Genomic DNA, 24,101 nt, shown 5'->3' with positions numbered 1-24,101 from the left:
GTCTAGCTTCCCAGTTTCGCCAAACGCGCTGCCTTCAAACGTGCGAAATCATCGCCAGCGTGATAACTGGAGCGTGTGAGAGGTGTCGCTGACACCATCAAAAAGCCCTTACCGAAGGCAGCCTTTTCGTAGGTCGCAAATTCCTCGGGCGTGACAAACCGGTCCACCGCATGATGCTTTGGCGTTGGCTGCAGATATTGACCGATGGTCAGGAAATCGATGTCCGCCGCGCGCATGTCTTCCATGACTTGGATGACGGCTTGCTTGTCTTCACCAAGCCCCACCATGATGCCAGACTTTGTGAACATTGTCGGATCGAGTTCTTTGACACGCTGAAGCAAACGCAAAGAGTGGAAATAGCGAGCACCTGGGCGGACCTCTGGGTACAAGCCCGGAACCGTTTCTAGGTTGTGGTTGAACACATCGGGCTTCGCAGCAACCACCACTTCAAGCGCGCTGTCATCGCAGCGAATGAAATCTGGTGTCAGGATCTCGATGGTTGTCTTAGGAGATTGACGGCGGACCGCGCGGATTGTCTGGGCGAAGTGTTCCGCCCCGCCATCTTCAACATCATCACGGTCAACAGAAGTAATCACAACATGGTTCAGACCCAGCTTCTTCACCGCATCGGCCACACGACCTGGCTCAAATACGTCCAAAGCCTCTGGCGGTTTACCGGTTGCGATGTTGCAGAAGGTACAGGCACGAGTACACACCTCCCCCATGATCATCATGGTGGCATGGCCTTGGCTCCAGCATTCGCCAACGTTTGGACAACCGGCCTCTTCACACACTGTGACCAGCTTATGCTCGCGCATGATGTTGCGCGTTTCCTTGTAACCTTCGGACGTCGGCGCCTTGACCCGTATCCACTCAGGCTTTTTGGGCTGGGGATTGTCGGGGCGCTTGGCTTTCTCTGGATGGCGCTGCGCCGGGATCTTGAGGTCTCTCACGGTTTTTTCCCATGTTGTGTCGTTGCGTAACCTATGACTTTTCCGTCATAACAACAACACCGTCCGAGGAAGAGTAGCCATGTCCTCGGCGCAACGCTTTGGAGGGAGCACCAATATGTCAAAACCATTTTTCGCAGAAGTTATCGGTACATTTATCTTAGTCTTTTTCGGATGCGGGGCCGCCGTGTTCATGGGGGATGAAATCGGAATGCTTGGCATTTCCTTTGCCTTCGGGTTGGCAATTGTCGCCGCCGCCTATTCTGTCGGGAACATTTCCGGCGCTCATCTGAACCCAGCCGTGTCGCTTGGCGTGCTTCTTGCGGGCAAGATGGAATCGTCCGCTTTTGTCACTTACGTCATTGCCCAGATTATCGGTGCCATTGTCGCCGCTTTCGCATTGCTAATGATCGCGAACGGCCAGCCAAGCTATGATATTGCGGTTACCGGCCTCGGTCAGAACCTCTATGGTCCCGGTACCGCCGGTGAGTATGGCCTAACCTCGGCGCTCTTGTTCGAAGGCATTGCGACCTTCCTATTCGTCACTGTTATCCTAGGTGCGACGCAGGCAAATGCCCCAGCAATGATGGCGGGTCTGGCGATTGGCTTGACCCTTGCCGCCATTCATATGGTTGGGATCATCATTACAGGCGTATCGGTGAACCCTGCCCGCTCTATCGGGCCAGCGATCTTTGCGGGTGGTCAAGCCCTCTCCGATCTTTGGGTGTTTATTGTTGCCCCTTTGGTTGGTGGTGCTTTGGCTGGTGTCATCTTCAAGATGGGTCTTACGAGCGCTGAAGACGCATAAGCGGTACCATTGCGGCGGGGCAGTATCCCGCCGCAAACAAACCCTTAACTTATCCGATCATGGGAGCGAACTTGCCTTCGGTCCTTTTGTAGTGCTGGATCAATCGCGTAAGCGCGATCCGCAGCACTACTTTTCCTGATCGGGCAGACCATCCCATCTTTTTCTCGGTGACTTCGATACCATTCTGAAGGCAACAACACTCAATAGCCACGTCCGCCAATCCAGGACCAAGTTCTTTGAGAGCTGTCGATAGCCGCGCACGAGCGGCAGCAACGCCGTGGTGAAGGCTATCGGTATCGCTGCTGTCAAAATCGCCTTGCTCCTGAAGTGTACTGGCATCAATTCCGCTCAACTCATAGTCTTGACGGATGCGTTCACCGGCTTCCAATTGTTCACGACTTATGAACGGAATCCCCGTCTTATCTCGCCTGCGAGACAGGGACATAACGGGGTTTTCTGCAACGATGTATCGACTGCGCCCATCGGTGTTGTTGGCGGTTTCTCCAATCATTTGATTATCGGAGAAATTGCAGGCTCGATTCTCTTCCTCGGCAATCAGCTCTCTCACGGCTCGCTTACCCTCTGCCGTAATAAAGTATTTAGCAATTCGCGCGTCTGGATCCTTGCAACTTATCCAATTTCGGAGCGCCATTGCTTGCGCCACACTGGTTTCGACAACCGCTGTTCGCAGTGAGCCGCATTCGTCATCATCTCTGACAACAACTGCCGTTTCCATATCGCGAGCAACCGCTAGAACCGCACCTCGTTCGCTTAATCGGCGAAGCGCGAATAGGCCATCTTTGTCGATCTTTTGTTGTGGAAGAACTGTCACATCCGAGGTCGGTGCAGCCTCAATCTGCATTGCCATAGTGGTAGCATCCTTTTCCAAATAACTTGTGTACGAAAGTGAACGAGACGCAAAAGAATCGAAGGCCGCATCGATCAATGGGTCATCTCTTTTTGCTTCCAACCTTCGGACTTGCCGTAAAACGGTTGATGGATGACTTCGGGTTCGTCGGGCGACAGATCGTATCGATTGCCCCATGACTGTATGTTGAATGTAGTTTTCTGCAGCTGTTGGTAACCATGCAGGTAGATTGAGTTCTGGTCTATGAACTTGGCATGTCATCCAGTGTCCCCTGAATTTGTCTATGCCCCCAAAACTTTACCAAAAGACCAATTAGAAAACGACACAACCCTGACGGGTATTCATTAATGGGGGCTTAACGAGTTGGCTTGATGAACACCTTTTCGAAAAACCTTTAACCAAGGTTAGAGGCTCCGCCCGTTCAAAGCAGAAGAAAGGCAACGCCATAAACAGCCATGCAATCTAGAGGCTCAATCAACGATTCTAAATGAGGGCCAAAGATGCTTGATTTGAACTCCCTACTCTTAACTTTATAACGTCCAAAGTTCCTAGTTCAAACCGCCCGAATTGGCTTAGAACGTTATCAAAGAGAAAGAGATATCTCACGCGTTTTGGGGGTGACGAAACTTCCTAAGACAGGAGAAGCGATCTTGCTCCTACTGGAGGAGGAGAAACAGCAAGCTCAACAAAGACGGGACCAAGCGGCGTTCTACTCCTATGCACGGCACATAGAAATTTTAACCGCAATAATGGCTGAAGCGGAATTACTTCGACAGAGCAGCAAACAGCGTCAGGCTATGTAAAGCTATCAGGCATTGAGGCCTTCTTATCAGCCACGTAGGCGCGCAGTTTCGCTTCGATCTCAGGATCGATTGCCGGTTGTTGGTACGTATCCAGAAGAGTTTTCACTCGAACCGTCGCAAGCGCCATTGTGTCGCGCGCACCTTCGTCTTCCCAAGTCTCGAATGGCTTGTAATCCAGAAGGTCCGAGCGCCAGAATGCATCTTTGAAGTTGGCTTGGGTATGCGCGCAGCCAAGGTAATGACCACCCGGACCGACTTCTTCAATCGCGTCCATCGCTTGGCCGTTCTCGTTCATCTCAACGCCTTTGGAGAACTGGTGCAAGGTGCCAAGCTGATCGGCATCCATAACGAACTTTTCGAAAGAGGATACCAGCCCACCCTCAAGCCATCCGCATGCGTGGAGCATGAAGTTCACGCCCGACAACAAACCCATGTTCAAGCTATTAGCTGATTCATAAGCGGCCTGAGCATCGGGGAGTTTCGATCCGGTAAAGCCACCAGCAGAACGATATGGCAGTCCCAAGCGGCGCACCAATTGGCCCATGCCGTAGGTGACGTGTGATGCCTCAGGCGTTCCAAAAGTTGGCGCGCCAGAGTTCATGTCAATCGACGTCACGAATGTACCGGCAACGACAGGGGAACCCGGGCGAATGATTTGGCTATAGGCTACGCCCGCCATGACTTCTGCGATGGCTTGGGTCAGGGTCCCAGCGATCGAGACTGGAGCCATTGCACCGCCTACGATGAACGGGCTGATGATGCTGGCTTGGTTATTTTTTGCAAAGACCTCCAACGCGCCCATCATGATGCTATCGAATGTCAGCGGCGAATTGATGTTGATCAGCGAGGTCATAACAGTGTTTTGCTGAACGAACTCTTCGCCAAACAGAATGTTGCACATATCAACGCTGTCTTGCGCACGACTTGGCTCTGTCACAGAGCCCATGAACGGTTTGTCGCTGTAGATCATATGCGCCAGCAACATGTCCAAGTGGCGCTTGTTCACTGGCACATCTGTCGGTTCGCAAACTGTCCCGCCGGAGTGGTGCAGCCACTTCGACATGTAGCCGAGTTTTACGAATTTCTCGAAGTCTTCCATTGTCGCATAGCGACGCCCGCCCTCAGCATCACGTACGAAAGGAGGTCCATAAACCGGCGCAAGGACGAGGTTGTTGCCACCAACGACAACATTGCGTTCGGGATTGCGGGCGCATTGCGTGTATTGGCTGGGCGCGGTGCTGCACAGTTGGCGGGCCAAACCACGAGGAATGCGAACGCGTTCGCCTTCAACGTCGGCACCCGCGTCTCTCCAACGATCCAGCGCATCGGGATTATCGACGAACATAACACCGATCTCAGCAAGAACGGTTTCCGCATTCGCCTCGATCACCGCAAGGGCATCTTCCGTCAGAACTTCGTAATTTGGAACATTGCGTTCGATATATTTCGCAGTTTCAACGCTTACGGCTGTTCTGGCTGCGCGCCGCGCAGCACCCCCACCTGACCGACCACGACGACCCGTTCTTACAGCAGCTTCCGACATCAGACTTCCTGTTTGTTGGTATGCAACTGAGATAGCGCTGCTTCAGAAAACCTATCCGCCTAATCCGCCATCTGGGGCGTGAAACCGACATCGGGTGCGTTTTTGGGCCAATCCGCTACGTCAAAACAAATTGCTTACGAATCCTTGCACCCCTCGCTGAGCGCGCGTAACTGAGCACATGGAAAACCAGACACATGAACGCCTGCTGATCATTGACTTCGGCAGCCAAGTTACTCAGCTGATTGCCCGCCGCTTGCGTGAGCTATCAGTCTACTGCGAAATCCACCCCTATCAGAGTGTCGACGACGCGTTCCTTGCGGACTTTGCACCAAAGGCTGTCATTCTTTCAGGTGGCCCCGACAGTGTGACACGTGAAGGGTCGCCACGGGCTCCACAATCGCTTTTTGACCTTGGCATGCCAGTCTTGGGCATCTGCTACGGTCAGCAAACTATGATGACGCAGCTTGGCGGCAAAGTTGTCAGCGGCGAAGGAACAGCAGAATTTGGCCGCGCCTATGTGACACCAGAAGGGTCTTTGGACCTGTTGGAAGGCTGGTTCGAAGACGACAAAGAACAGGTCTGGATGAGCCATGGCGACCATGTTTCAGAGATCGCGCCAGGGTTTGAGGTTTTTGGGACTTCTCCCAACGCACCATTTGCCATCACGGCTGATGTCTCGCGCCAATTCTATGCTGTTCAGTTTCACCCGGAAGTGCATCACACACCGAACGGCTCCAAACTCTACGAGAACTTCATCAAGCTCGCTGGGTTTACTGGCGACTGGACGATGGGCGCTTATCGCGAGCAGGCGATTGAAGCGATCCGCCAGCAAGTTGGCGATAAGAAAGTCATCTGTGCACTGTCTGGCGGCGTGGACAGTTCCGTCGCTGCGGCCTTACTTCACGAGGCCATTGGCAGTCAGCTCACTTGCGTCTTTGTGGATCACGGCCTTTTGCGCCTGAACGAAGCAGAAGAAGTCTTGTCGATGTTCCGTGATCACATGAACCTGCAAGTGATCCATGCCGAGGAACAGGAACTATTCTTGGGCGAATTGGAAGGTCAGTCTGATCCTGAAACCAAGCGGAAAATCATCGGCAAGCTCTTCATTGATGTATTCCAGAAATACGCCAATGAGATTGAAGGCGCGGAATTCCTCGCCCAAGGCACGCTTTATCCTGATGTTATCGAAAGTGTCAGCTTCTCCGGCGGGCCATCGGTCACGATCAAAAGCCACCACAACGTCGGCGGTTTGCCAGAAAAAATGGGCCTGAAACTCGTCGAACCTCTCCGGGAACTTTTTAAAGACGAAGTCCGCGCGCTGGGCGTCGAACTTGGCCTGCCTGCGTCGTTCATCGGTCGCCATCCCTTCCCTGGACCTGGCCTTGCGATCAGATGCCCGGGCGAAATCACGCGAGAAAAGCTCGAAATTTTGCGCAAGGCCGATGCGGTCTATATCGATCAGATTCGCAAACATGGCCTCTATGATGAGATCTGGCAGGCCTTTGTTGCGATCCTTCCCGTGCGTACCGTTGGCGTCATGGGCGATGGCCGCACCTATGATTATGCCTGCGCACTACGCGCGGTGACTTCTGTTGATGGCATGACGGCGGATTATTATCCGTTTAGCCATGAATTCCTTGGCGAAACCGCCACTCGGATCATAAACGAGGTGCAAGGGATTAACCGTGTAACCTATGACATCACGAGCAAGCCTCCGGGCACGATTGAATGGGAATAATCCGCCTTATCATAATCTTATGCGCCATTCCTACAGTCGTTTCTTCCGAAACACTTGCTTTGGAATGTTCCGGCACCAATCCCGATTGGACGCTGAGTTATGATGAGGAAACAGCCCGCTTTGCGTTTTTGGATCGCGAGAGCGATCTCCAAGTCCCGCAAAAATCCACCGCTGAAGGGGTAGAATGGCCGAAAGCCGCCACATTAGTTGGACCGCGCGACAGTGCCATTATCATTTTGCATAATCGGCAGTGCGGCACCGAAGAGTATGAACTCCAAATACTCACACAGCGCGGAGAGTCTCCTATCCTTCTGACAGGATGCTGCTCACGACAATAAAACTAATTTTTATAAGCGTTTACGAGTAGTTCTGCATTCATTTCAATAACTGAGCAGGCCGACGGATGAACAGCTTTTTGCCCAATCTGGAACCACTCATCACGTGCAGCCAGTCCGATTGACACCTGTGGTCCTCGACTAAGTGGATTGCGGCTCCAGTGGCTCCCTGTAAAGGGTTCGTCGTTAAGCCAGTCCATCAAACTGAGATCATTCAATCCCGCCAAAGCCATATACATGCCAGCTAGGCACTCGACTTGCCGCGTGACCATCCCTCGCAGAGCCGCCTCCTCATTAGGTCGACTGCGGATCGCGGCGAATGCCACATCTGCAACCCCGTGCCTGACTTGGGCAGCGTGACCGTAGAGGTGCGCTATAAGATACGGTGTTTCAGGCAGATTTGACGCTAGTTCGCTCAAATAAATCGTGTTTTGTGACGTGCAATATGCCGCCTTTGGGTTCACACCGGCATTCGCCCCGCAGTTACCAGCGATCACGTCAACAACAACGACCGGTGGCATTCGGTCAAAGGCAGAGGTCGCCGCCGAGTCCACACTTTTGTAGTCCGCAGCTACGCATATTGGAAAAAATGTAGAAATAAGAAATGCGAGGCTTAATCGCATTGCATCGCCTTTGAATTGGTCAGAATGTGCGGCAACGATGTTCGCAGGACCCCAATCATGTCAACCGAGATAACGCTTTCAAAAATCCTCCAAGGTGCTGCTTGGATGACGGGCGCTATCGTGGCCTTCACATCTATGGCAATCGCCGGCCGCGCGATTAACTTCGCCCATGACACGTTCGAGATCATGTTCTTTCGCAGTCTTGTTGGCATTTTGATCATGGCGAGCATCATCTTGGTCACGAAAAGACAGTCAGACCTGCGCAAAAACCGGCTTGGTCTGCATTTCCTTCGTAATATTTGCCATTTCGCCGGCCAAAATTTGTGGTTCTTCGCGGTTCCACTGATCCCGCTCGCGCAACTCTTTGCCTTCGAATTCACGACACCGATCTGGGTGCTCTTGTTTTCGCCTCTTTTGCTCGGCGAACGCCTAACTATGGTGAACATCGCAACTGCAGCGCTTGGGTTCCTTGGTGTCCTGATGGTCGCCCAACCCGGAAGCGCGGAAATCAGCGCTGGAATGCTTGCCGCTGCCGGGTGCGCGATCTTCTTTGCCTTAACAGCGATTTTCACGCGGAAGCTAACAATTGATCAGCCCATCGTGTGTATCTTGTTTTATTTGACAGTAATGCAGGCGGGGTTTGGGCTTGTGGCGGCAGGGATTGATGGTGCAATAAAGCTACCAACAGCTGAAACAGTGCCATGGCTCATACTCATCGGAATAGCCGGTTTGGTGGCTCATTTCTGCCTAACGAGCGCCCTGGCCATCGCGCCCGCATCGATCATTATGCCTATCGATTTTGTGAGGCTTCCGGTGATCGCGGTCATCGGAATGCTGTTTTACAACGAGCCTTTCAGCCTGATGATCATCGCCGGTGCCGTCCTGATTTTCGGTGCGAATTACCTCAATATCGTTGTGACGGGACGTCATTCCCCAAAATAACTCGCATATAAGGGCATTCCTGCCACGGTTTTTGACGGGATGCGTCATGACGCCGCGTCATTAATTGACTGAAATGCAGACGAGTCTCTAGGTTCATATCCAATCACTGACATGTGTAGGGATGAGACATGAAAAACTATCTATCAACCGGCGCAGCACTTTTGCTGACAGCTACAGCGGCATCTGCCGGTGGTCTGGATCGCGGCGGAAACTCTTACTCCGTGCTTTTCGAAAACGGCAACTATGCTGAACTGTCATTTTCAATCGCGCAGCCAGAAGTGAGCGGCGACTACCCTGCCGGTCTTGGTGGCGGTTCCACCGGCAAAATGTCCGAAGACTTCAACACTTTTGGCGTTGCTTTGAAATTTGCGATCAATGATCAGATCGATCTTGGTCTCTTTTTAAACCAACCTTTTGGCGCTGACGCGTCTTACGGCACTGGGCCATATACGGGCCTAGAAGCCGAATGGGACAGCAACCAAATTGCGATTGTGGGTAAGTACCAAGTAAATCCAAATGTATCTGTCTACGGTGGCCTGAGGGTGGTGAAATCCGAAGCAAATATTTCTATTCCTGACACACTCAATCGTGGAAGCGCTGCGCAGGCTTTGGGTGATGGCATAGCTCAGGCAATAGCTGCGGGAGCGCCCCCGGCAGTGATTTCAGATCTAGAAGGTCAGTTAGCGGCCGTGCAAGGCGCCCCGGCTGGTGCTTTCGGATATTCAGCGACCGCGGCAGCTAACAGTCAAGTTGGCTACGTTATCGGTGCCGCTTACGAAAAGCCAGAAATCGCACTCCGAGTGTCGTTGACCTATGAAAGCGGTCTGACACACGACTTCGACACATTAGAAGTCTTCCAAGGCGTTACGACCGAGGCAACAACCGACATCAAACTGCCCCAGTCACTCACACTTGATTTCCAAACTGGTGTTGCCGAAGACACATTAGTCTTTGGATCGATCCGTTGGGCAGAATGGTCTGTTTGGGATGTACGCCCGCCGGCGTTTGAGGCGTTTAGCGGCGGTGCTGTAACCTCCCTAGACAATGATACTATCACCTATCGTCTTGGCGTTGGTCGCCGTATCAATGACGACCTTTCGCTTTTTGCGCGTGTGACATATGAGGAAGCAAGCGGTGGTGTTGCTTCTAGACTTTCACCGACTGATGGCACAACTTCGATCGGTATCGGCGGTACGTACAACCTTGACGGCGTAAGCCTGCGCGGTGGTATTGAGTACTCCATGCTTGGCGATGCAACTGATGGCAGTGGTGTAGAGTTTGAAGAGAACACAGCTCTCGGACTTGGCCTCTCAGTTGGCTACTCTTTCTAAGCCCATCGAATCCTTAACGAAAAAGCCCCGGTTTGACCGGGGCTTTTTTATTTGAGCTGGCCAAGAACAGACTTTGCCGCTCTCAAACCGGGCGGCTCACCCCCCGCTCCCAGTCTTTCCATTGTAAGCGACATTGCCTCCATCTGCCCAGCAGGTTCAGCCAATGTCGTTAGCAAGCTCCCAGCGATCTTTCCAGGCTCGCAATCCTTGCCAATGAACTCCGGCACCGCTCGTGTTTCCGAGACAAGGTTGACCAAAGTCACCGTGTCGATTTTCAACATACGGCTGATGATCGCCCGGCTGAGCCAAGCCATGTCATAAGCGATGACCATTGCCGTTTGAGCTGCGGCCAATTCTAGTGAAACCGTCCCAGACGCCGCCAAGGCGACGTCAGCAGCCTTAAATGCCGTCAGTTTGCCGGGGTCGTCGGGCGCGAGAAGGATCGGATCACCAGACCAGCCGCGGGTCTGTTGCTGCACCAAATCGTAAACTGGGGCGGCGCAGGGGATTACGATACGGGCATCGGGCCGGACTTGCAGCACTTTATCAAGCGCCTCTCCAAACCGATCGGCCAGCCTGCTAACCTCACCACGCCGAGAGCCGGGCAAAGCCAAAATGACCGGTGCATCGGTCAAGCCGTGCGCGGCTCTAAACTCAGCGGCTTCTGCGTCCGTCGCCTGGGTTTCGGTGACTACAGGATGCCCCACGAAGTCGCAGGTCATGCCCGCCTCTTCCATAAAGGGTGGCTCAAACGGGAAGAGTGCTAGGACATGGTCAATGTGTTTTGCCATCTTTTCCGCGCGGCCCGGTCGCCACGCCCAGACGGTTGGAGCGACGTAGTGGATGGTTCTGGTGTCAGAAGCTGCTTTAACCAATCGCGCGACGCGTAGGCAAAAATCGGGGCTGTCGATTGTAATGAGAACGTCTGGCTTCTCGGCAATGATCGCGTCCGCCGTTTCCCGGATTCGCTTTTTCAAATCACGGTATTTCGGCAAAATCTCGACGATGCCCATCAGGCTCAGTTCAGACATCGGAAAGCGGCTATTGAGCCCCTGCTCCTCCATCAACGGGCCACCAACGCCAGTGAAGTCAACCGCCGTGAGAGATTTCAAGCCAGCCATCAAAGCACCACCGAGTTTGTCGCCAGAAACTTCGCCCGCGATGACAAAGACCTTCAAGCTCATGCGCGCACCCAAAGAAACATGTCGTTGGCATCCAGAGTTTGAACAACAGTTTCGCGGTCGAGAACCATGACACCACCCTGTTCAATGATAATGCCCGCGAATCCAGCTTCGGCGGCGACGAGAGCAGTTTCTGGCCCAATCACGGGCAAATCGGCACGACGATCTTGTTGCGGCTTGGGGGCCTTATAAAGCATGGCACCTTTGCCAGTCCCCGCAATTCCAGTAAGCCAATCGGCCGAGGCGGATACCAAATCATCAATCATGCCCAACGGACCAAACCCTTGGGCATCCGAGTGCGTCGGGACAAAGCGCCGGATCATTGCATCCGTACCATCTGGCCCTTCTTCTGCCAGAATGCGGCGATCCTTAATGACACAAGCCTGACCGCTATCCGCGACCCCCATACGCTCGACAGTCTGAACACCCAGCATCGCATTCGCATCCATGGTGTTGTTCGGTTGAGCTTTGGTCAAAACGCCTTCTGGTGGTAGAAGCTCGGGAACCAGTTCAGCCGCTCCCACCACCTGCATGCCGAACTCTTCCAGGATTGCGATGATCTCACGCAAGGTGCCATCATCACCAAGCGCCATAGCGGATTGCACGCGCGGGACGAGAGGAAGAGTTCGTTCGTCAATTTGGGTTGGGTCAATGTTGGGACGTTTCACCGCACCAGCCATGCACACACGCTTGATGCCGAGCGTCGCTAGCGTTTCGAGAAGACTACCGAGATGTTCGATCCGAAAGGTAATGTCCGGATTCAAGTCTGGAACAAAACCCTCCATTGCGCAGACTAACGGTGCTTCTCCTTTGGCCGTAAGGGCCTTGAATACCTCACTGGGCAGATCGCCAGTGCCTGCGATCAAGGCAATCATTATCGAGGCGTCAGAAAGTTGCGGTCGGTCTCACCTAAGACAAAGTCCACCATATGTTTCACATAAGGGCTGTCAGCTTCATCCTTTAGACGTTCCGCGCGATCATGGAACGTCCCTTCGCCGTCTTTGAGCGATTGAAAAGCCGCACGAAGGGCCATGATGTCTTTGCGATCCACGCCTTTGCGCTTGAGCCCGACAAGGTTCAAACCTTCCAACTCGGCCCGTGGCCCCATGACCAAACCATGTGGGATCACGTCATTGGTCACCATAGACAACGCGCCGATGATCGCGCCTTGACCGATACGCACAAACTGATGGACTCCGCTTAGACCGCCGACAATAACGTCGTCCTCTAAAATACAGTGACCTGCAACTGCGCTGGAGTTCACAACAATCACTCGATCGCCGATCTGCGCGTCATGGGCAATGTGACAGCCTGCCATGAACAACCCATCATCGCCGATACGCGTTTCGCCGCCACCACCGGACGTGCCAGAATTGATCGTTACATGTTCGCGAATGCGGTTACGTGCACCAATACGCACCCGCGTCCGCTCCCCATCGAATTTCAGATCTTGTGGTATCTCTCCGACAACAGCGAAAGAAAATATAGTCGTGCCATCGCCAATATGCGTATCGCCGTCGATCACCACGTGGCTCTTTAAGGTCACGTCATCCCCAAGAACAACGTCGCCGCCAATGACACAGAATGGACCAATCGAGCACCCCTGCCCGATCTTCGCGCTTTCGGCGATAACTGCACTTGGGTGAATTTCAGACATCAGGATTGAAGGTCCATCATGGCCGCAAACTCACCTTCAGCGGCAAGCTCACCTTCGACGGTGGCGACACCTTTAAAACGCCAGACCTTAGCGCCGGGCTTTCCACGTGTGGTTTCGATTTTCATCTCCAACACATCGCCAGGGATCACCTTTCGGCGGAATTTGCAGCCATCGATCGACATAAAATAGATCAGCATATTGCCGTCCGTCAGACCCATGGTTGTGCCAACCATCACCGCCGCGGTCTGCGCCATTGCTTCAATGATCGTAACGCCCGGCATGATCGGAGTACCCGGAAAGTGCCCCTGAAAATGTGGCTCATTCATGGTTACGTTTTTGATGCCGATCGCCGACGAAGTACCATCGATGCTGTGTACTTTGTCGACAAGCAAGAAGGGATAGCGATGGGGGATAATTTTCTGGATCAGCTGAATGTCAGCTTCAGTTGGTGTGCTCATTGATTTGTCTTTCTTTTCGCAACCTTTTTAGATGGTTAACAACTGGCCGACCAACCGGCAAGTGGGTCATTCCGATACAGTTTCTTCGACTGGAGCGGTTTCATCAGGCTCTTGGTTCGATGGCGCCACATTCTCAATCGGCTCCTGTTCTTCAGTCTGCTGCTCTGCCAGCCCATCCAGTCGATCGATCACTGCATCAGTGATATCGATGCTGCGCAGTGCCAAATAGACGGAACGACTATCAAGAATAACCTTTCCCCCGCGCTCAATCATGACTTGGCCCGCGACCTCCCGAACCTGTTCATTGAAGCGGGCCTGTGCTTCTTCGGCAGCTTCGGAAATGCTGCGTTCTTTTGCGTCCCTAGCAGCTCGGATCTCTATCGCTTTACGGTCGAAGGCTTCGGCCTCCAAACGAAACTCTTCTACGTCCATATCTGGCCGACGTGCCGCAAGATCTTGTTCTTCGGCAACGAGTTCTTCGATGATCCGCTCATTTTCCGCCTGCAGTTCAAGCCGCCGAACTTGGAAGTCTTCTCGAATGCTCTGGCCGATCTCAGATTCCGCAAACAGCCTGTCGGCATTGATGACAAAGATACCTTCCGGCGTCGCCTCTGTTGTCTGGGCAGCCAAAGGCCCCCCACTCAGGGAAAGAGCAAGAAAAAAGGCCGCCCATAACAGTCGCATCAGAAACTGGTTGAGATGGTCACATCGAAGGAATTGGTACGGTCACGATCCTGAGCATCTAGGGCTTCGGTAAAGTTGAACCGGAGAGGACCAATCGGGGTCGTCCAAAAGATCGAAATGCCCGCGACGGTACGCGCCGTGTAGTCGTTATAGAGAACGTCCGCACCAAACGTGTTTCCGACGTCCCAAACCGATCCGTGATCAAGGAACACGCCACCGGTGATGCCATATTCCTCCGGCAAACCAAGTGGGAATTCTGCTTCCAGCCGCGCAACGGCGAACTTGTTTCCGCCGAGCGCATCATCCGTATCATTATCCCGAGGACCAATACCGCTGGCCTCAAACCCGCGCAGAACGCGGTTACCGAGGAAGAAACGATCCGTCACGCGACTATCGTTATCGGCGTAATCAAGAAGACCGCCTTCGATAGTTGCCCGGAGTGTCACCTCTTCGTTGAACACCTTTGTTTCGGCTATCGCCGTTGCGGTGGTGCGAATGAAATCGGAATCGCCGACCCCAAACTCTTGCCCAAAGCGCAGAAGAACACCGGCATTGGGATTCAGACCGGTACGGCGGGTGTCATAGCTATAGGTGTAGCCCACACCATTTGTCGTAATACGACCGCGATCCGCTTCGTTCTGAATGACGATACTCGCAGCTGGGTCCACATCATTGATGTCCGTGAATTCTGCGCGATAGAAGACATTCAAACGACCGTTGTCAGAGACACGGAACCCAAGGCTTGGCCGGAAATCGAAAGTCTCTGTATCGTATAGCGCATTCTGGTTGTCAGTGGTTGAATAGTCAAAGCTGAACCCAAAACGTACATCTCTGCCGAGCAAGCGTGGTTCAACAAAGTCGAGTGACGCCACACGGTTCGATTCACTGGTTGAAATCTGGAAGCTAAGCGATTGTCCGCGTCCCAAGAAGTTTGATTGGCGATAAGACGCAACCAACCCTAGGCCGGTATCGGTATTATAGTTACCACCAAACGAGAGCGATCCGGTCGGCGCTTCGACAACATCCACATCTACAATAACCTGATCCGGTCCGCTGCCTTCTCGTGCATTCACGTCGGCATTGGCAAATAAACCCAAGGCACGAATGCGCTCTGCGGCCTGACGAATTTCACGAGGATTAAATGGATCGCCCTCGACAACTGTGAATTGGTTGCGGATCACCCGGTCGAGGGTTGTACTGTTGCCTTCGATATCAATCCGCTCAACGAAGATACGTTCACCTCTGACCAAGGCGTAGGTCACGTCGAGAACGAGGTCACGATCATTTCGAGTGATGCGCGGCTCAACCCGAACAAAAGGGATGCCTTTTTGAATAGCCAAACGTTCCAAACGAGCAATGTCGTTTTCAACCTTCATCGGTGAGTAAGTTGAACCGGGGCGCGTGCCGATTGCCGCTTGGAATTCTGCTGCACTGGCGGACGGAATTTCGGACACAACAGTCAACTGACCGAAGTTGAACTTCTGCCCTTCTTGAACGTTAAAGGTAATCAGGAAGGCGTCGCGTTCACGAGTCAGAGCAACATCAACGTTCAAAACTTGGAAATCAGCATAGCCGCGAGATTGGTAGAAATCGGTCAAGAGACGTTGATCGAACGCAATCCGATCGCGTGCGAAGGTATCACTGCTGATCAAAACACGCAGAAGACCCGCTTGCTTTGTATCAAGAACCCGGCGCAGACGGCCGTCGGAGAAATTTCTGTTCCCCACGAACGAAATGCGCTCAACTTCCGTCAGACCCGTTTCCTGAACAACAAATACAAGGTCCACGCGATTGTCGGACCGTTCAATGATCCGCGCCGTGACCGAGGCATTAATGCGACCACGATTTGCATAGAGTTCACTGATCGCGGCGACGTCCCTTTCAGCCTGCGCCGGGGTGTACACACGACGCGATTGAGATTGGACTACAGCCAGAACTTCGGCATCCCGAATTTCGCTGTTACCTTCAACGTTAATGATATTAATCGTTGGACGTTCAACAACGGTGATGACAAGCCTACTGCCCTGCGGGATAACGTCCACAGTTTCAAAAAGACCAGTTTCCCGGATGTTTTGGGATGCTGCATTGAGCTGGGCGGCTGAAATTGTTTGGCCTCGACTGATACCAGCCAAAGACAAGATCGTACCATCTTCGACACGTTGGTTCCCGTCGATTGTCACACTTGTAAAGGTAAACGATTGCGCGAAACTCGCCGTGGCAACGAAGGAGGCGAATATTGCAAGAAATAAGATTGCTGCACGCTGTTTGATTGACGCTGAAACGGCGTCAATTCGGCTGCTCAGATTATACATTTTTTTGCCTGTTGCATTAACATCCCCGATGGGTCGGAACGTAGCTTTTCAGGCACCGGTTGTCAAAACGAAGAAACGCGCCAAATGGCGCGTTCGCAAAAAACGGCTATTTGGGAATTGTTAGGCGATCATCCCGATATAAGCACCAGCATAAAGAGCTATGACAAGACACAAAGTATAGATCATTCTGTCTGTGTTCAGACGAACGAAAACAGATAATCCTTTGTATCCTTCAGCAAGTGTTTGCATACCCACATCTCCTAAGTTGAATCAGGGGTAACACTAAATCTGGGCACAAATGTGACGACCCTACCGCTTAGGGGCAAAGCACCAAATCGTTGAGGATAGCAAAAATCATCAGCGCGCCGATAAGGGAGAGGCCAATCGACATGAATATCCGAAGGGCCCGATCCGTTGGTTTTTGGCCTGCGATTGCTTCATAGGCGTAGAAGACCAGATGGCCGCCGTCCAAAATCGGGATTGGGAACAGGTTGAACAGCCCGATAGCTACCGAAATCATGCCGACGAAAAGGATATAACTCGTAGCGCCTTGAGAGGCCATTGAACCGCTGGCTTCTGCGATTGCTATTGGACCGGAGATATTACACGTAGAAATACCACCAACAATCACCTGCCAAATTCCTTCGAGTGACAACCTAATTGCGAACCAAAGTCTGCCAAAAGCGCGAGAAAAGGCTTCGACAATGCCAACAGGTTCGGTTGTCGGGATAAAGAAGTATTCGCCGGTGACACCAATAAGGAGCCGTTGTTCAAATCCACCATCAGGCAGCGGGTTATCAACCCGACGCGGTGTAAGTTCCAATTGTATCACATCGCCGTCTCGCCAGACGTCGAGCGTTATCTCGCCCCCGCCGCCCGCTTCGACCCCTTCAATGATCTGGTCAAAGGTATAAACCGACGTGCCATCAATGGCTGTGATGACGTCGTCGATCTTCAAATCAGCATCATCCGCCGCAGAGCGAGGCAGTAGAGACGCAATTCGCGGAACGAATGGATTCGGGCCCGAAACCTCAATCTGTTCGCCATCTCGAATGATTGTGTAGGTTCGGTACTGAGCGTCAGGAAGCGAGTCCAAATAGGGGCCTTCTGAGCTCATCAGGTCGATTCCATCAACAAACAAGATTTCATCGCCTGCAAGCAACTCAGATTCAAAGCCAACCGGAAGCTCATGTTGGCTCGCAACGATCAACTTTGCCGTTGGTTGGCCTTGGATCAAGAAGAACCCAGCAAAAATGAAAACGGCCAATATGAAGTTGGCAATTGGTCCTGCCGCGACAGTCAAAGCTCGCGCCCACAAAGGCGCACCAAGCATCGTGTTTCGCGCTGGCCCTGCGCCTTCAACCTCTTCTCCGCCAACACTCGCTGCATTTTTGTCACCGGCAAATTTTACGTAACCGCCAAACGGGATTGCAGCAATTTGCCAACGTGTTCCGCGTTTATCGACCCGCGAAAGAAGCGTTGGACCGAAACCTACCGAAAACACGTCCGCCGAGATACCGCACCATCTTCCGACGATGTAGTGACCGTATTCGTGAATGGCGACAATCACCGACAATGCGATGATGAAGAACAGGATGGTCATAACGCCATCCCCTGTGCTGGCTAAGAGCTGTGACAGGTCCAAACTGATCGTCCTTAGTTGGTTGCGAATTCGCCGGCGTAGATCCGGGCGGTCTTATCTGCGTCCAGAATGCTATCTAGTGTGATTTTGGCATTTTGCAGCCCACCTTGTGCTGACATTTTGTCGAGCGTCTTAGACACCACTGGCGCCATGTCCATGAACCCGATTTGGCCGGCGATAAAAGCGTCCAAAGCACGTTCTTTTGCAGCGGTGAATACTGCACCCGCTAATCCACCGATTTCCATCACGTCGCGCGCAATCGCGAGAGCGGGATAACGGGCATCGTCTGGCGCTCGAAAAGTAAGTTGACCAATGTCGGTTAGATTTAGCCTTTCGACCGGCAATTCGATCCGATCTGGCCAATTCAATGCAAAACCAATGGCATGGCGCATATCAGGTGGCCCGACATGAGCCATCAGGGCTCCGTCGTTGAAACCGACAAGCGCATGGATCAGAGATTCTGGATGGATCACGGTTTCGATCTGCTCAGACGATACGCCAAAAAACTCTTTTGTCTCAATAAGCTCCATCGCCTTGTTAAACATCGAAGCACTGTCGATTGTGATCCGCTGCCCCATGTCCCAATTCGGATGAGATGATGCTTCAGCCAACGTTGCTGTCTTGAGTTTCTCAATCGGCCAATCGCGAAATGCTCCACCGCTGGCCGTTATGATCACGCGTTCCAAGGCTGCCATGTCTTCGCCGATCAATGCCTGAAACACTGCAGAATGTTCACTATCAACGGGTAACACAGTCGCGCCAGACGCTTTCGCGTGCCCCATATAGGCCTGCCCAGCAGACACCAAAGATTCTTTGTTGGCCAGGGCTAAAGTCTTGCCATTTGACAGTGACGCCATTCCAGGCCGCAGACCCGCCGCCCCGACGATAGCCGACATCGTCCAATCAACAGAAATTGATGCCGCTTCGACAACGGCTTCTTCGCCTGCTTTGACCTCAACATTCTTCCCGGACAAAAGCTCCCTTAGGTCAGCGAATTTCTCGTCATAACAGGTCACCGCAACCTGAGCGCCCAATTCAACAGCCGAAGCGGCCAACTGTTCGAGATTATGACCGCCAGTTACAGCGACGACGTCAAACTCATCAGGACGTCGTTTTATGAGATCGATGGTATTCTGACCGATGGACCCTGTCGCACCGAGAATCGAGACAGTCTTCAAAAGGCGACTCCGGTATAGCCAAACCCAATGATCAGGATGCCCAGAACCAGAGTTGCACCGAGCATCGCATCAAATCGGTCAAGCAATCCGCCATGACCCGGTATGAGATCCGAACTGTCTTTGATCCCCACCCGACGCTTAAGTGCGCTTTCCGCTATATCGCCCATTTGACCTGCGAAAGCGACGAGTGCAGATATGACGATCAACGCAGCGCCTGAGTTCGTGTACCTGGCAAAAATCGCACCAACGACCGCTGCGCCGATCCAGCCAGCAACGGTACCGCTCCAAGTCTTCTTGGGGCTGATCTTCGGCCAGAACTTCGGACCACCAAATGCGCGTCCAGCGAGATACCCAAGCGTGTCGGACGCTATGATGACTAAGATAATCCACATGATCCAATCCGCACCAAACATGTTACGAAAATGGACCATAGAATATGTGGCAAGGAAGATGGCTATCGAGAACACCAAGAACAACTGACGCCTTTGGCCAATAAAGACAGCGCCGAGAATGCAGGGAGTGAGCATCACTGCTATTAGGTAAATACCTTCGAGCGTGTGCAGAACCGATCCAATCGCGCAGGCCATGACAGCCAAAACGATGGCGGCATTTGGCCGCTCCGGATCACAAAGAGACGTTAGTTCCCAGATCATTAAGCCAAGCGCAAAGACGACAAGAAGCTGAAAAGCGGCTCCACCAAGATAGATCGCAACAAGACCAACGACTAACATACCCGCCGCCGAAATGAGCCTGACCTGAAGGTCGTCCCATTTACTAGCCGGAGGCGTTTGGTCCGTCGGCATCGTTAGGCGAGCACCGCACCAAATCGGCGATCACGTGTACCATAAGCAGATACTACAGAACCAAATTCTTCCGCGGTAAAATCTGGCCAGAGGGTTTCGACAAATTCGTATTCCGAATAGGCGGACTGCCAAAGTAAGAAGTTGGAAATGCGTGCTTCGCCGCTTGTTCTGATTACAAGATCAGGGTCGGGCAGAACATGCGTGTCCAAAAATTTGGAAAGCGTCTCTGCGTCGACGTCTTTGTGAGACAAACGCCCCTGCTCAACTTCATAAGCCAGCCGCTTCGCAGCACGAGTGACTTCGTCGCGGCCACCATAGTTCAAGGCAATTGTCAGGTGAACTTTGTCATTGTTGGCGGTGAGAAGCTCAAGATTGTCCATCAAAGACACCAGCTTTTCGTCCAACTTGATGCGATCCCCAATGAACCGTACCCGAACACCGTCTTCGAGAAGCGCGCGGGCTTCTTTTTCGATATAACGGCGGAAAAGGCGCATCAAACCAGCGACCTCAACCTGAGTCCTTTTCCAGTTCTCGGTCGAAAAGGCAAAAATCGTGAGGTACTTCACCCCGTAGTCGGGACAGGCCTGCACAATCTCGCGCACCCGGCGCGCACCTGCATGGTGCCCGAATAGGCGCGGTTTGCCGCGTTGTTGTGCCCATCGACCGTTCCCGTCCATAATAATAGCGACGTGGTTTGGCCCGATTTTATCCATCTTGGTCATAAGTGACCTTTCAATATGGGCAGGTTAGACCTGCATTATTTCTTCTTGTTTAGTATCAAGTGTTTGATCGACGACCTTAATGTGTTCATCCGTCATGTCTTGCACCGCGCCTTCCCAGAATTTCTGATCGTCTTCTGACAACCCGTCAGCTTTCGCTTTTTTGATTTGATCCATGCCATCTTTACGTAAGTTCCGGATCGATACGCGGGCAGATTCTGCATATTGAGCGGCTACCTTGCCGAGTTCTCTACGACGTTCCTCGTTCAACTCCGGAATGGGCAACATAATGATGGTGCCGTTTAGTTGAGGATTGATCCCTAAACCACTCTCACGAATAGCTTTTTCAACCTTACCAACGAGACCCTTATCCCAAACGTTTACTGTCACCATCCGCGGCTCTGGAACGTTGACGGTGCCAACCTGATTGATCGGTGTCATGCTACCGTAAGCATCGACCATGATTGGTTCCAACATCGATCCAGACGCACGGCCGGTCCGCAAGGATGCCAGTTCCGTTCTCAGGTTGCTGATCGCGCCTTCCATGCGGCGGGTAAGATCATCTGTGTCGAGTTCAAAATCGTCTGACATGCGTCTGCTCTATCGTTGGTCTTCTTTTTGCTTATTTGCAGTTCTTTAGGACAAAAGTTAGGCGTTGTATAGCGCAGCAGGTGCCGAGTTATGCAGCAGTTTTTTCGCATATGGCACAAATGCAGCGCAAAATCTCTTAGTCATGCACGATTGTGTGCGTTCCGTCGCCGGCCAAGATCCCTCTAAACCCACCGGGTTCATCTAAGCTGAACACAACGATCGGCAGATGATTGTCTCTGGCCAGTGCGATTGCCGACGCGTCCATCACGCCGAGGTGTTTTTGTAGAACCTCATCATAGCTGATTTTGTCATAGCGCTGCGCATCGCTGTGTTTGGCTGGGTCTTTGTCATAGACACCATCGACCTTTGTTCCTTTGAAAATCGCCTCGCACCGCATTTCATTGGCACGAAGCGTCGCCGCCGTATCAGTCGTAAAATATGGGTTGCCCGTTCCTGCGGCAAAGATGCAGACCCGCTTCTTTTCGAGGTGGCGCACAGCTCGCCTGCGAATATAGGGCTCGCACACTTGGTCCATTGGGATCGCCGAAATGACCCGCGTGTGAATGCCCAAACCTTCGAGGGCCGATTGCATCGCCAAAGCATTCATCACAGTCGCAAGCATACCCATGTAATCTGCCGTGGTTCGCTCCATCCCCTGTGCGCTACCCTGGAGCCCACGGAAGATATTGCCACCGCCGATGACCATGCAAATTTCGACACCCATGTCGTGTACAGATTTTACTTCTTTTGCGATCCGTTCCACGGTGGGAGGATGAAGTCCGAAGCCAGCGTCGCCCATCAGAGCCTCGCCAGAAATCTTGAGCATCACCCGGTTGTAAGTCGTGTCAGACGTTGCACTCATGCTTTCCCCCGGTATTTGCTTTCTTCGATAAGCAAAATGTCGGAAAAGGCGGTCATGTTCAATGGCTGTCATCTACTTTTCGGCGAGTTATTTCCAATGATTGGCCTCTTGCTTTCCGGCTTAGGTGAAAAGCCGTGACTCTGCGCATTGACCCAAACAAAACCGTTCTGATCGCCGGTCCAACGGCCTCGGGTAAATCCAGTTTGGCTCTTATGATTGCTGAGGCTCAAGGCGGTTTGATCGTGAATGCCGATGCTTTGCAGGTCTATGATGGTTGGCGGATCCTGACTGCGCGTCCCAGCCTGGAAGACGAACAGCGCGCTGCGCATCAGTTTTATGGCCATCTCCCATACGACGTCAGCTATTCTGTTGGCGATTGGCTGCGAGATGTTAAAGGCCTGCTGGGTGAAAGGCTCATTATTGTTGGCGGCACGGGTCTCTATTTTTCCGCGTTGACGGAAGGATTGGCCAATATACCGGAAACGCCGACCCACATTCGAGCGACTGCGGATGGGATGGTGATCGAAACTTTATTGAGCGAGATCGATGAAGCAACAAAAGATCACGTAGATATAGCCAACCGAGCCCGCGTGCAGAGAGCTTGGGAAGTTCTTCAAACAACTGGACGCAGCTTGGTTGATTGGCAAAGCGAAACACCTGCCCCGCTCCTGCCTCTCCAATCCTGCACACCAATCCTCCTAAATGCACCGAAGGAGTGGCTCACACCCCGCATCGAACAACGCTTTGACATGATGCTTGAACAGGGCGTTTTGGAGGAAGCTCGGGAGATGTCATTGAATTGGGATACTTCGCATCCTTCGTCTAAAGCCATCGGCGCACAAGAACTGATTGACCATGTCAACGGCCGCATATCTTTGGACGAAGCCCGAGAGGCTGTCATTATAGGAACGCGTCAATACGCCAAGCGCCAGCGGACCTGGTTCCGCAAGCGAATGACGGATTGGGCTCAGATCGATCTTTCATCCACAGATTTGTCCACAGGCATCGTAGTTTAGCGCCGATTCAGCGGTTGCAATTTGACCTAGGGTCACTGCAATATCGCGCATCATTCACGAGGACGCTGCCATGATCCCCGCTACTGAACACCAAGACGCGTTGCTCGCATTGGCGCCGATCGCCAGAAACCCACATGTTGGGAAATGGCGCACAGAAGCAATGAGATCTCATGCAACGCCGCGGCTTCTGTACATAGCGAAAGGGCAAGGTCGGATCACGATAGCTGGCCTTACCCGTGGATACGGAGCAAATAACCTGATCTTCATTCCGGCACATACGATGTACGGCTATGAAATTGGCCCAACTGTGTTTGGCCAAATGTTAAACATTCCAACAGCGATGGCCCCCGAATGGCCAGACGAGCCAGTTCATCTTCGTTTACGTGACGTGGCAGCGCAAAAGGACTTCTTGGCGCTTATCGACGGATTAGAACGGGAACTCAGTTCGGATCTTGAATCTAATCAGCGCGCAGCGCACTACCGTTTGGGTCTAATTTCAGTATTCTTTGAAAGGCAATTGGCCGGCTTTGAAAACGCACCAGCAGATGCAAACGCAGAGACGTCTTCTGCTCGTGTTGTGGCCGCCTATACTGATCTGATCGAACGCGACTACCGACGCGATCTCGGCGTGGCTGACTTTGCCCACGCGCTCGGCGTCACGCCTACGCACCTGACGCGATGCTGCAAGGTCACTTGTGGACGCTCCGCCTTGGCTCTCTTAAACGATCGCAAGCACTACGAAGCCTGCATTTTGCTTAGAGAATCCAAGCAAACAATTCAGTCGATCTCGGAAGATCTCGGATTCAGCTCTGCGGCATATTTTAGTCGCGCATTCCAAAGCCGAGCAGGCCGCTCCCCTTCGCAATTTCGCAGGTTTGGGTCAAAAAACCTGACCTAAAAGGTTCTTTTCATTCAAAGTACTGGACAGCGGCAATGTCGCAATTGGCAGATTGACATGTCGCAAATGTGACATGATTTCTCGAACCAACCGTTGACGTAGCAACAGAAATATTGCGCAATGGTCTGCAATATTTGCTGAGACTGGTAAGATCACCAC

At 52.6% G+C, this 24,101-nt stretch carries 23 protein-coding genes and 1 pseudogene; 8 read left to right on the top strand and 16 right to left on the bottom strand.

Annotation, left to right across the window (positions count from 1 at the left end; genetic code table 11):
- Positions 1-2 precede the first annotated feature (2 nt).
- Positions 3-953 carry a lipoyl synthase gene (gene lipA, locus BUA85_RS02960; RefSeq protein WP_072899155.1) on the bottom strand — a complete coding sequence of 317 codons (951 nt, stop codon included), beginning with the start codon at positions 951-953 and terminating at the stop codon, positions 3-5.
- Between the two features lie 115 nt (positions 954-1,068).
- Between lipA and BUA85_RS02955 the strand changes: the two genes are divergently transcribed.
- Positions 1,069-1,758, top strand: coding sequence for an aquaporin (locus BUA85_RS02955; protein WP_072899154.1), 690 nt, complete (start codon positions 1,069-1,071; stop codon positions 1,756-1,758).
- 49 nt (positions 1,759-1,807) lie between these two features.
- Here BUA85_RS02955 and BUA85_RS02950 read toward each other — a convergent pair whose 3' ends face one another.
- On the bottom strand, positions 1,808-2,626 hold the full coding sequence (locus BUA85_RS02950; protein ID WP_242648978.1) for a DUF6456 domain-containing protein: 819 nt from the start codon (positions 2,624-2,626) through the stop codon (positions 1,808-1,810).
- Between the two features lie 548 nt (positions 2,627-3,174).
- On the opposite strand from BUA85_RS02950, the pseudogene BUA85_RS17080 reads away from it, so the two are divergent.
- Positions 3,175-3,429 (top strand): annotated as a pseudogene (locus BUA85_RS17080) (DUF6477 family protein); the annotation flags it as partial.
- On the opposite strand, the gene BUA85_RS02940 reads toward BUA85_RS17080, so the two are convergent.
- The gene (locus tag BUA85_RS02940) at positions 3,422-4,972 is read right to left on the bottom strand and encodes a trimethylamine methyltransferase family protein (RefSeq protein WP_072899152.1); all 1,551 of its coding nucleotides are present in this window, start codon (positions 4,970-4,972) and stop codon (positions 3,422-3,424) included. The pseudogene BUA85_RS17080 and the gene BUA85_RS02940 sit on opposite strands and share 8 nt — an antisense overlap.
- Before the next feature lie 178 nt (positions 4,973-5,150).
- Here BUA85_RS02940 and guaA point away from each other — a divergent pair, with 178 nt between their 5' ends.
- A complete protein-coding gene (guaA, locus tag BUA85_RS02935) occupies positions 5,151-6,710 on the top strand; it encodes a glutamine-hydrolyzing GMP synthase (protein WP_072899151.1) in 1,560 nt (519 codons plus the stop codon).
- Complete coding sequence (locus BUA85_RS02930) at positions 6,701-7,048, top strand: hypothetical protein (protein ID WP_072899150.1); 348 nt, start codon at positions 6,701-6,703, stop codon at positions 7,046-7,048. Before guaA ends, BUA85_RS02930 begins: the two co-directional genes overlap by 10 nt.
- Before the next feature lie 2 nt (positions 7,049-7,050).
- Here BUA85_RS02930 and BUA85_RS02925 read toward each other — a convergent pair whose 3' ends face one another.
- Positions 7,051-7,668: a neutral zinc metallopeptidase gene (locus tag BUA85_RS02925; protein ID WP_072899149.1), complete on the bottom strand. Its 618-nt coding sequence runs from the start codon at positions 7,666-7,668 to the stop codon at positions 7,051-7,053.
- A gap of 57 nt (positions 7,669-7,725) precedes the next feature.
- Between BUA85_RS02925 and BUA85_RS02920 the strand changes: the two genes are divergently transcribed.
- Together BUA85_RS02920 and BUA85_RS02915 are read left to right on the top strand one after the other, a co-directional pair.
- A complete protein-coding gene (locus tag BUA85_RS02920) occupies positions 7,726-8,610 on the top strand; it encodes a DMT family transporter (RefSeq protein WP_072900385.1) in 885 nt (294 codons plus the stop codon).
- Positions 8,611-8,738: 128 nt separating this feature from the next.
- The gene (locus tag BUA85_RS02915) at positions 8,739-9,941 is read left to right on the top strand and encodes an OmpP1/FadL family transporter (RefSeq protein WP_072899148.1); all 1,203 of its coding nucleotides are present in this window, start codon (positions 8,739-8,741) and stop codon (positions 9,939-9,941) included.
- 47 nt (positions 9,942-9,988) lie between these two features.
- Here the strand turns inward: BUA85_RS02915 and lpxB are convergent, their stop codons facing one another.
- The 12 genes from lpxB to pyrH all read right to left on the bottom strand — a co-directional run bounded on the left by lpxB (position 9,989) and on the right by pyrH (position 22,028).
- Entirely contained in the window at positions 9,989-11,119 is a 1,131-nt protein-coding gene (gene lpxB / locus BUA85_RS02910) for a lipid-A-disaccharide synthase (RefSeq protein WP_072900384.1), read from the bottom strand.
- A 2-nt stretch (positions 11,120-11,121) separates the two neighbouring features.
- Complete coding sequence (locus BUA85_RS02905; protein ID WP_072899147.1) at positions 11,122-11,997, bottom strand: LpxI family protein; 876 nt, start codon at positions 11,995-11,997, stop codon at positions 11,122-11,124.
- Complete coding sequence (lpxA, locus tag BUA85_RS02900) at positions 11,997-12,779, bottom strand: acyl-ACP--UDP-N-acetylglucosamine O-acyltransferase (protein WP_072899146.1); 783 nt, start codon at positions 12,777-12,779, stop codon at positions 11,997-11,999. Before lpxA ends, BUA85_RS02905 begins: the two co-directional genes overlap by 1 nt.
- Positions 12,779-13,237 carry a 3-hydroxyacyl-ACP dehydratase FabZ gene (gene fabZ, locus BUA85_RS02895; protein WP_072899143.1) on the bottom strand — a complete coding sequence of 153 codons (459 nt, stop codon included), beginning with the start codon at positions 13,235-13,237 and terminating at the stop codon, positions 12,779-12,781. The genes lpxA and fabZ overlap by 1 nt, the downstream gene beginning before the upstream one ends.
- A gap of 66 nt (positions 13,238-13,303) precedes the next feature.
- Positions 13,304-13,867, bottom strand: coding sequence for an OmpH/Skp family outer membrane protein (locus BUA85_RS02890; protein ID WP_165611575.1), 564 nt, complete (start codon positions 13,865-13,867; stop codon positions 13,304-13,306).
- A 53-nt stretch (positions 13,868-13,920) separates the two neighbouring features.
- Positions 13,921-16,233, bottom strand: a complete 2,313-nt coding sequence (gene bamA, locus BUA85_RS02885) for an outer membrane protein assembly factor BamA (RefSeq protein WP_072899139.1) — start codon at positions 16,231-16,233, stop codon at positions 13,921-13,923.
- A gap of 316 nt (positions 16,234-16,549) precedes the next feature.
- A complete protein-coding gene (rseP, locus tag BUA85_RS02880; protein WP_072900383.1) occupies positions 16,550-17,836 on the bottom strand; it encodes an RIP metalloprotease RseP in 1,287 nt (428 codons plus the stop codon).
- Between the two features lie 53 nt (positions 17,837-17,889).
- Complete coding sequence (gene dxr, locus BUA85_RS02875; protein WP_072899137.1) at positions 17,890-19,053, bottom strand: 1-deoxy-D-xylulose-5-phosphate reductoisomerase; 1,164 nt, start codon at positions 19,051-19,053, stop codon at positions 17,890-17,892.
- Positions 19,050-19,856, bottom strand: a complete 807-nt coding sequence (locus BUA85_RS02870) for a phosphatidate cytidylyltransferase (RefSeq protein ID WP_072899135.1) — start codon at positions 19,854-19,856, stop codon at positions 19,050-19,052. The genes dxr and BUA85_RS02870 overlap by 4 nt, the downstream gene beginning before the upstream one ends.
- Before the next feature lie 2 nt (positions 19,857-19,858).
- The gene (uppS, locus tag BUA85_RS02865; protein WP_072899133.1) at positions 19,859-20,578 is read right to left on the bottom strand and encodes a polyprenyl diphosphate synthase; all 720 of its coding nucleotides are present in this window, start codon (positions 20,576-20,578) and stop codon (positions 19,859-19,861) included.
- A gap of 24 nt (positions 20,579-20,602) precedes the next feature.
- A complete protein-coding gene (gene frr, locus BUA85_RS02860) occupies positions 20,603-21,166 on the bottom strand; it encodes a ribosome recycling factor (RefSeq protein WP_072899132.1) in 564 nt (187 codons plus the stop codon).
- A 136-nt stretch (positions 21,167-21,302) separates the two neighbouring features.
- Positions 21,303-22,028: a UMP kinase gene (gene pyrH / locus BUA85_RS02855; protein ID WP_072899131.1), complete on the bottom strand. Its 726-nt coding sequence runs from the start codon at positions 22,026-22,028 to the stop codon at positions 21,303-21,305.
- Positions 22,029-22,162: 134 nt separating this feature from the next.
- Between pyrH and miaA the strand changes: the two genes are divergently transcribed.
- Positions 22,163-23,044: a tRNA (adenosine(37)-N6)-dimethylallyltransferase MiaA gene (miaA, locus tag BUA85_RS02850; RefSeq protein ID WP_072899130.1), complete on the top strand. Its 882-nt coding sequence runs from the start codon at positions 22,163-22,165 to the stop codon at positions 23,042-23,044.
- A gap of 70 nt (positions 23,045-23,114) precedes the next feature.
- Positions 23,115-23,942, top strand: a complete 828-nt coding sequence (locus BUA85_RS02845; protein ID WP_072899129.1) for a helix-turn-helix transcriptional regulator — start codon at positions 23,115-23,117, stop codon at positions 23,940-23,942.
- Positions 23,943-24,101: the final 159 nt, after the last annotated feature.

This window comes from Cognatiyoonia sediminum (assembly GCF_900129845.1).
In the GTDB taxonomy this organism is placed as follows: domain Bacteria; phylum Pseudomonadota; class Alphaproteobacteria; order Rhodobacterales; family Rhodobacteraceae; genus Cognatiyoonia; species Cognatiyoonia sediminum.
Note: the sequence above shows the minus strand (reverse complement) of the source record. Positions and strands in the feature narration are given on the sequence as shown.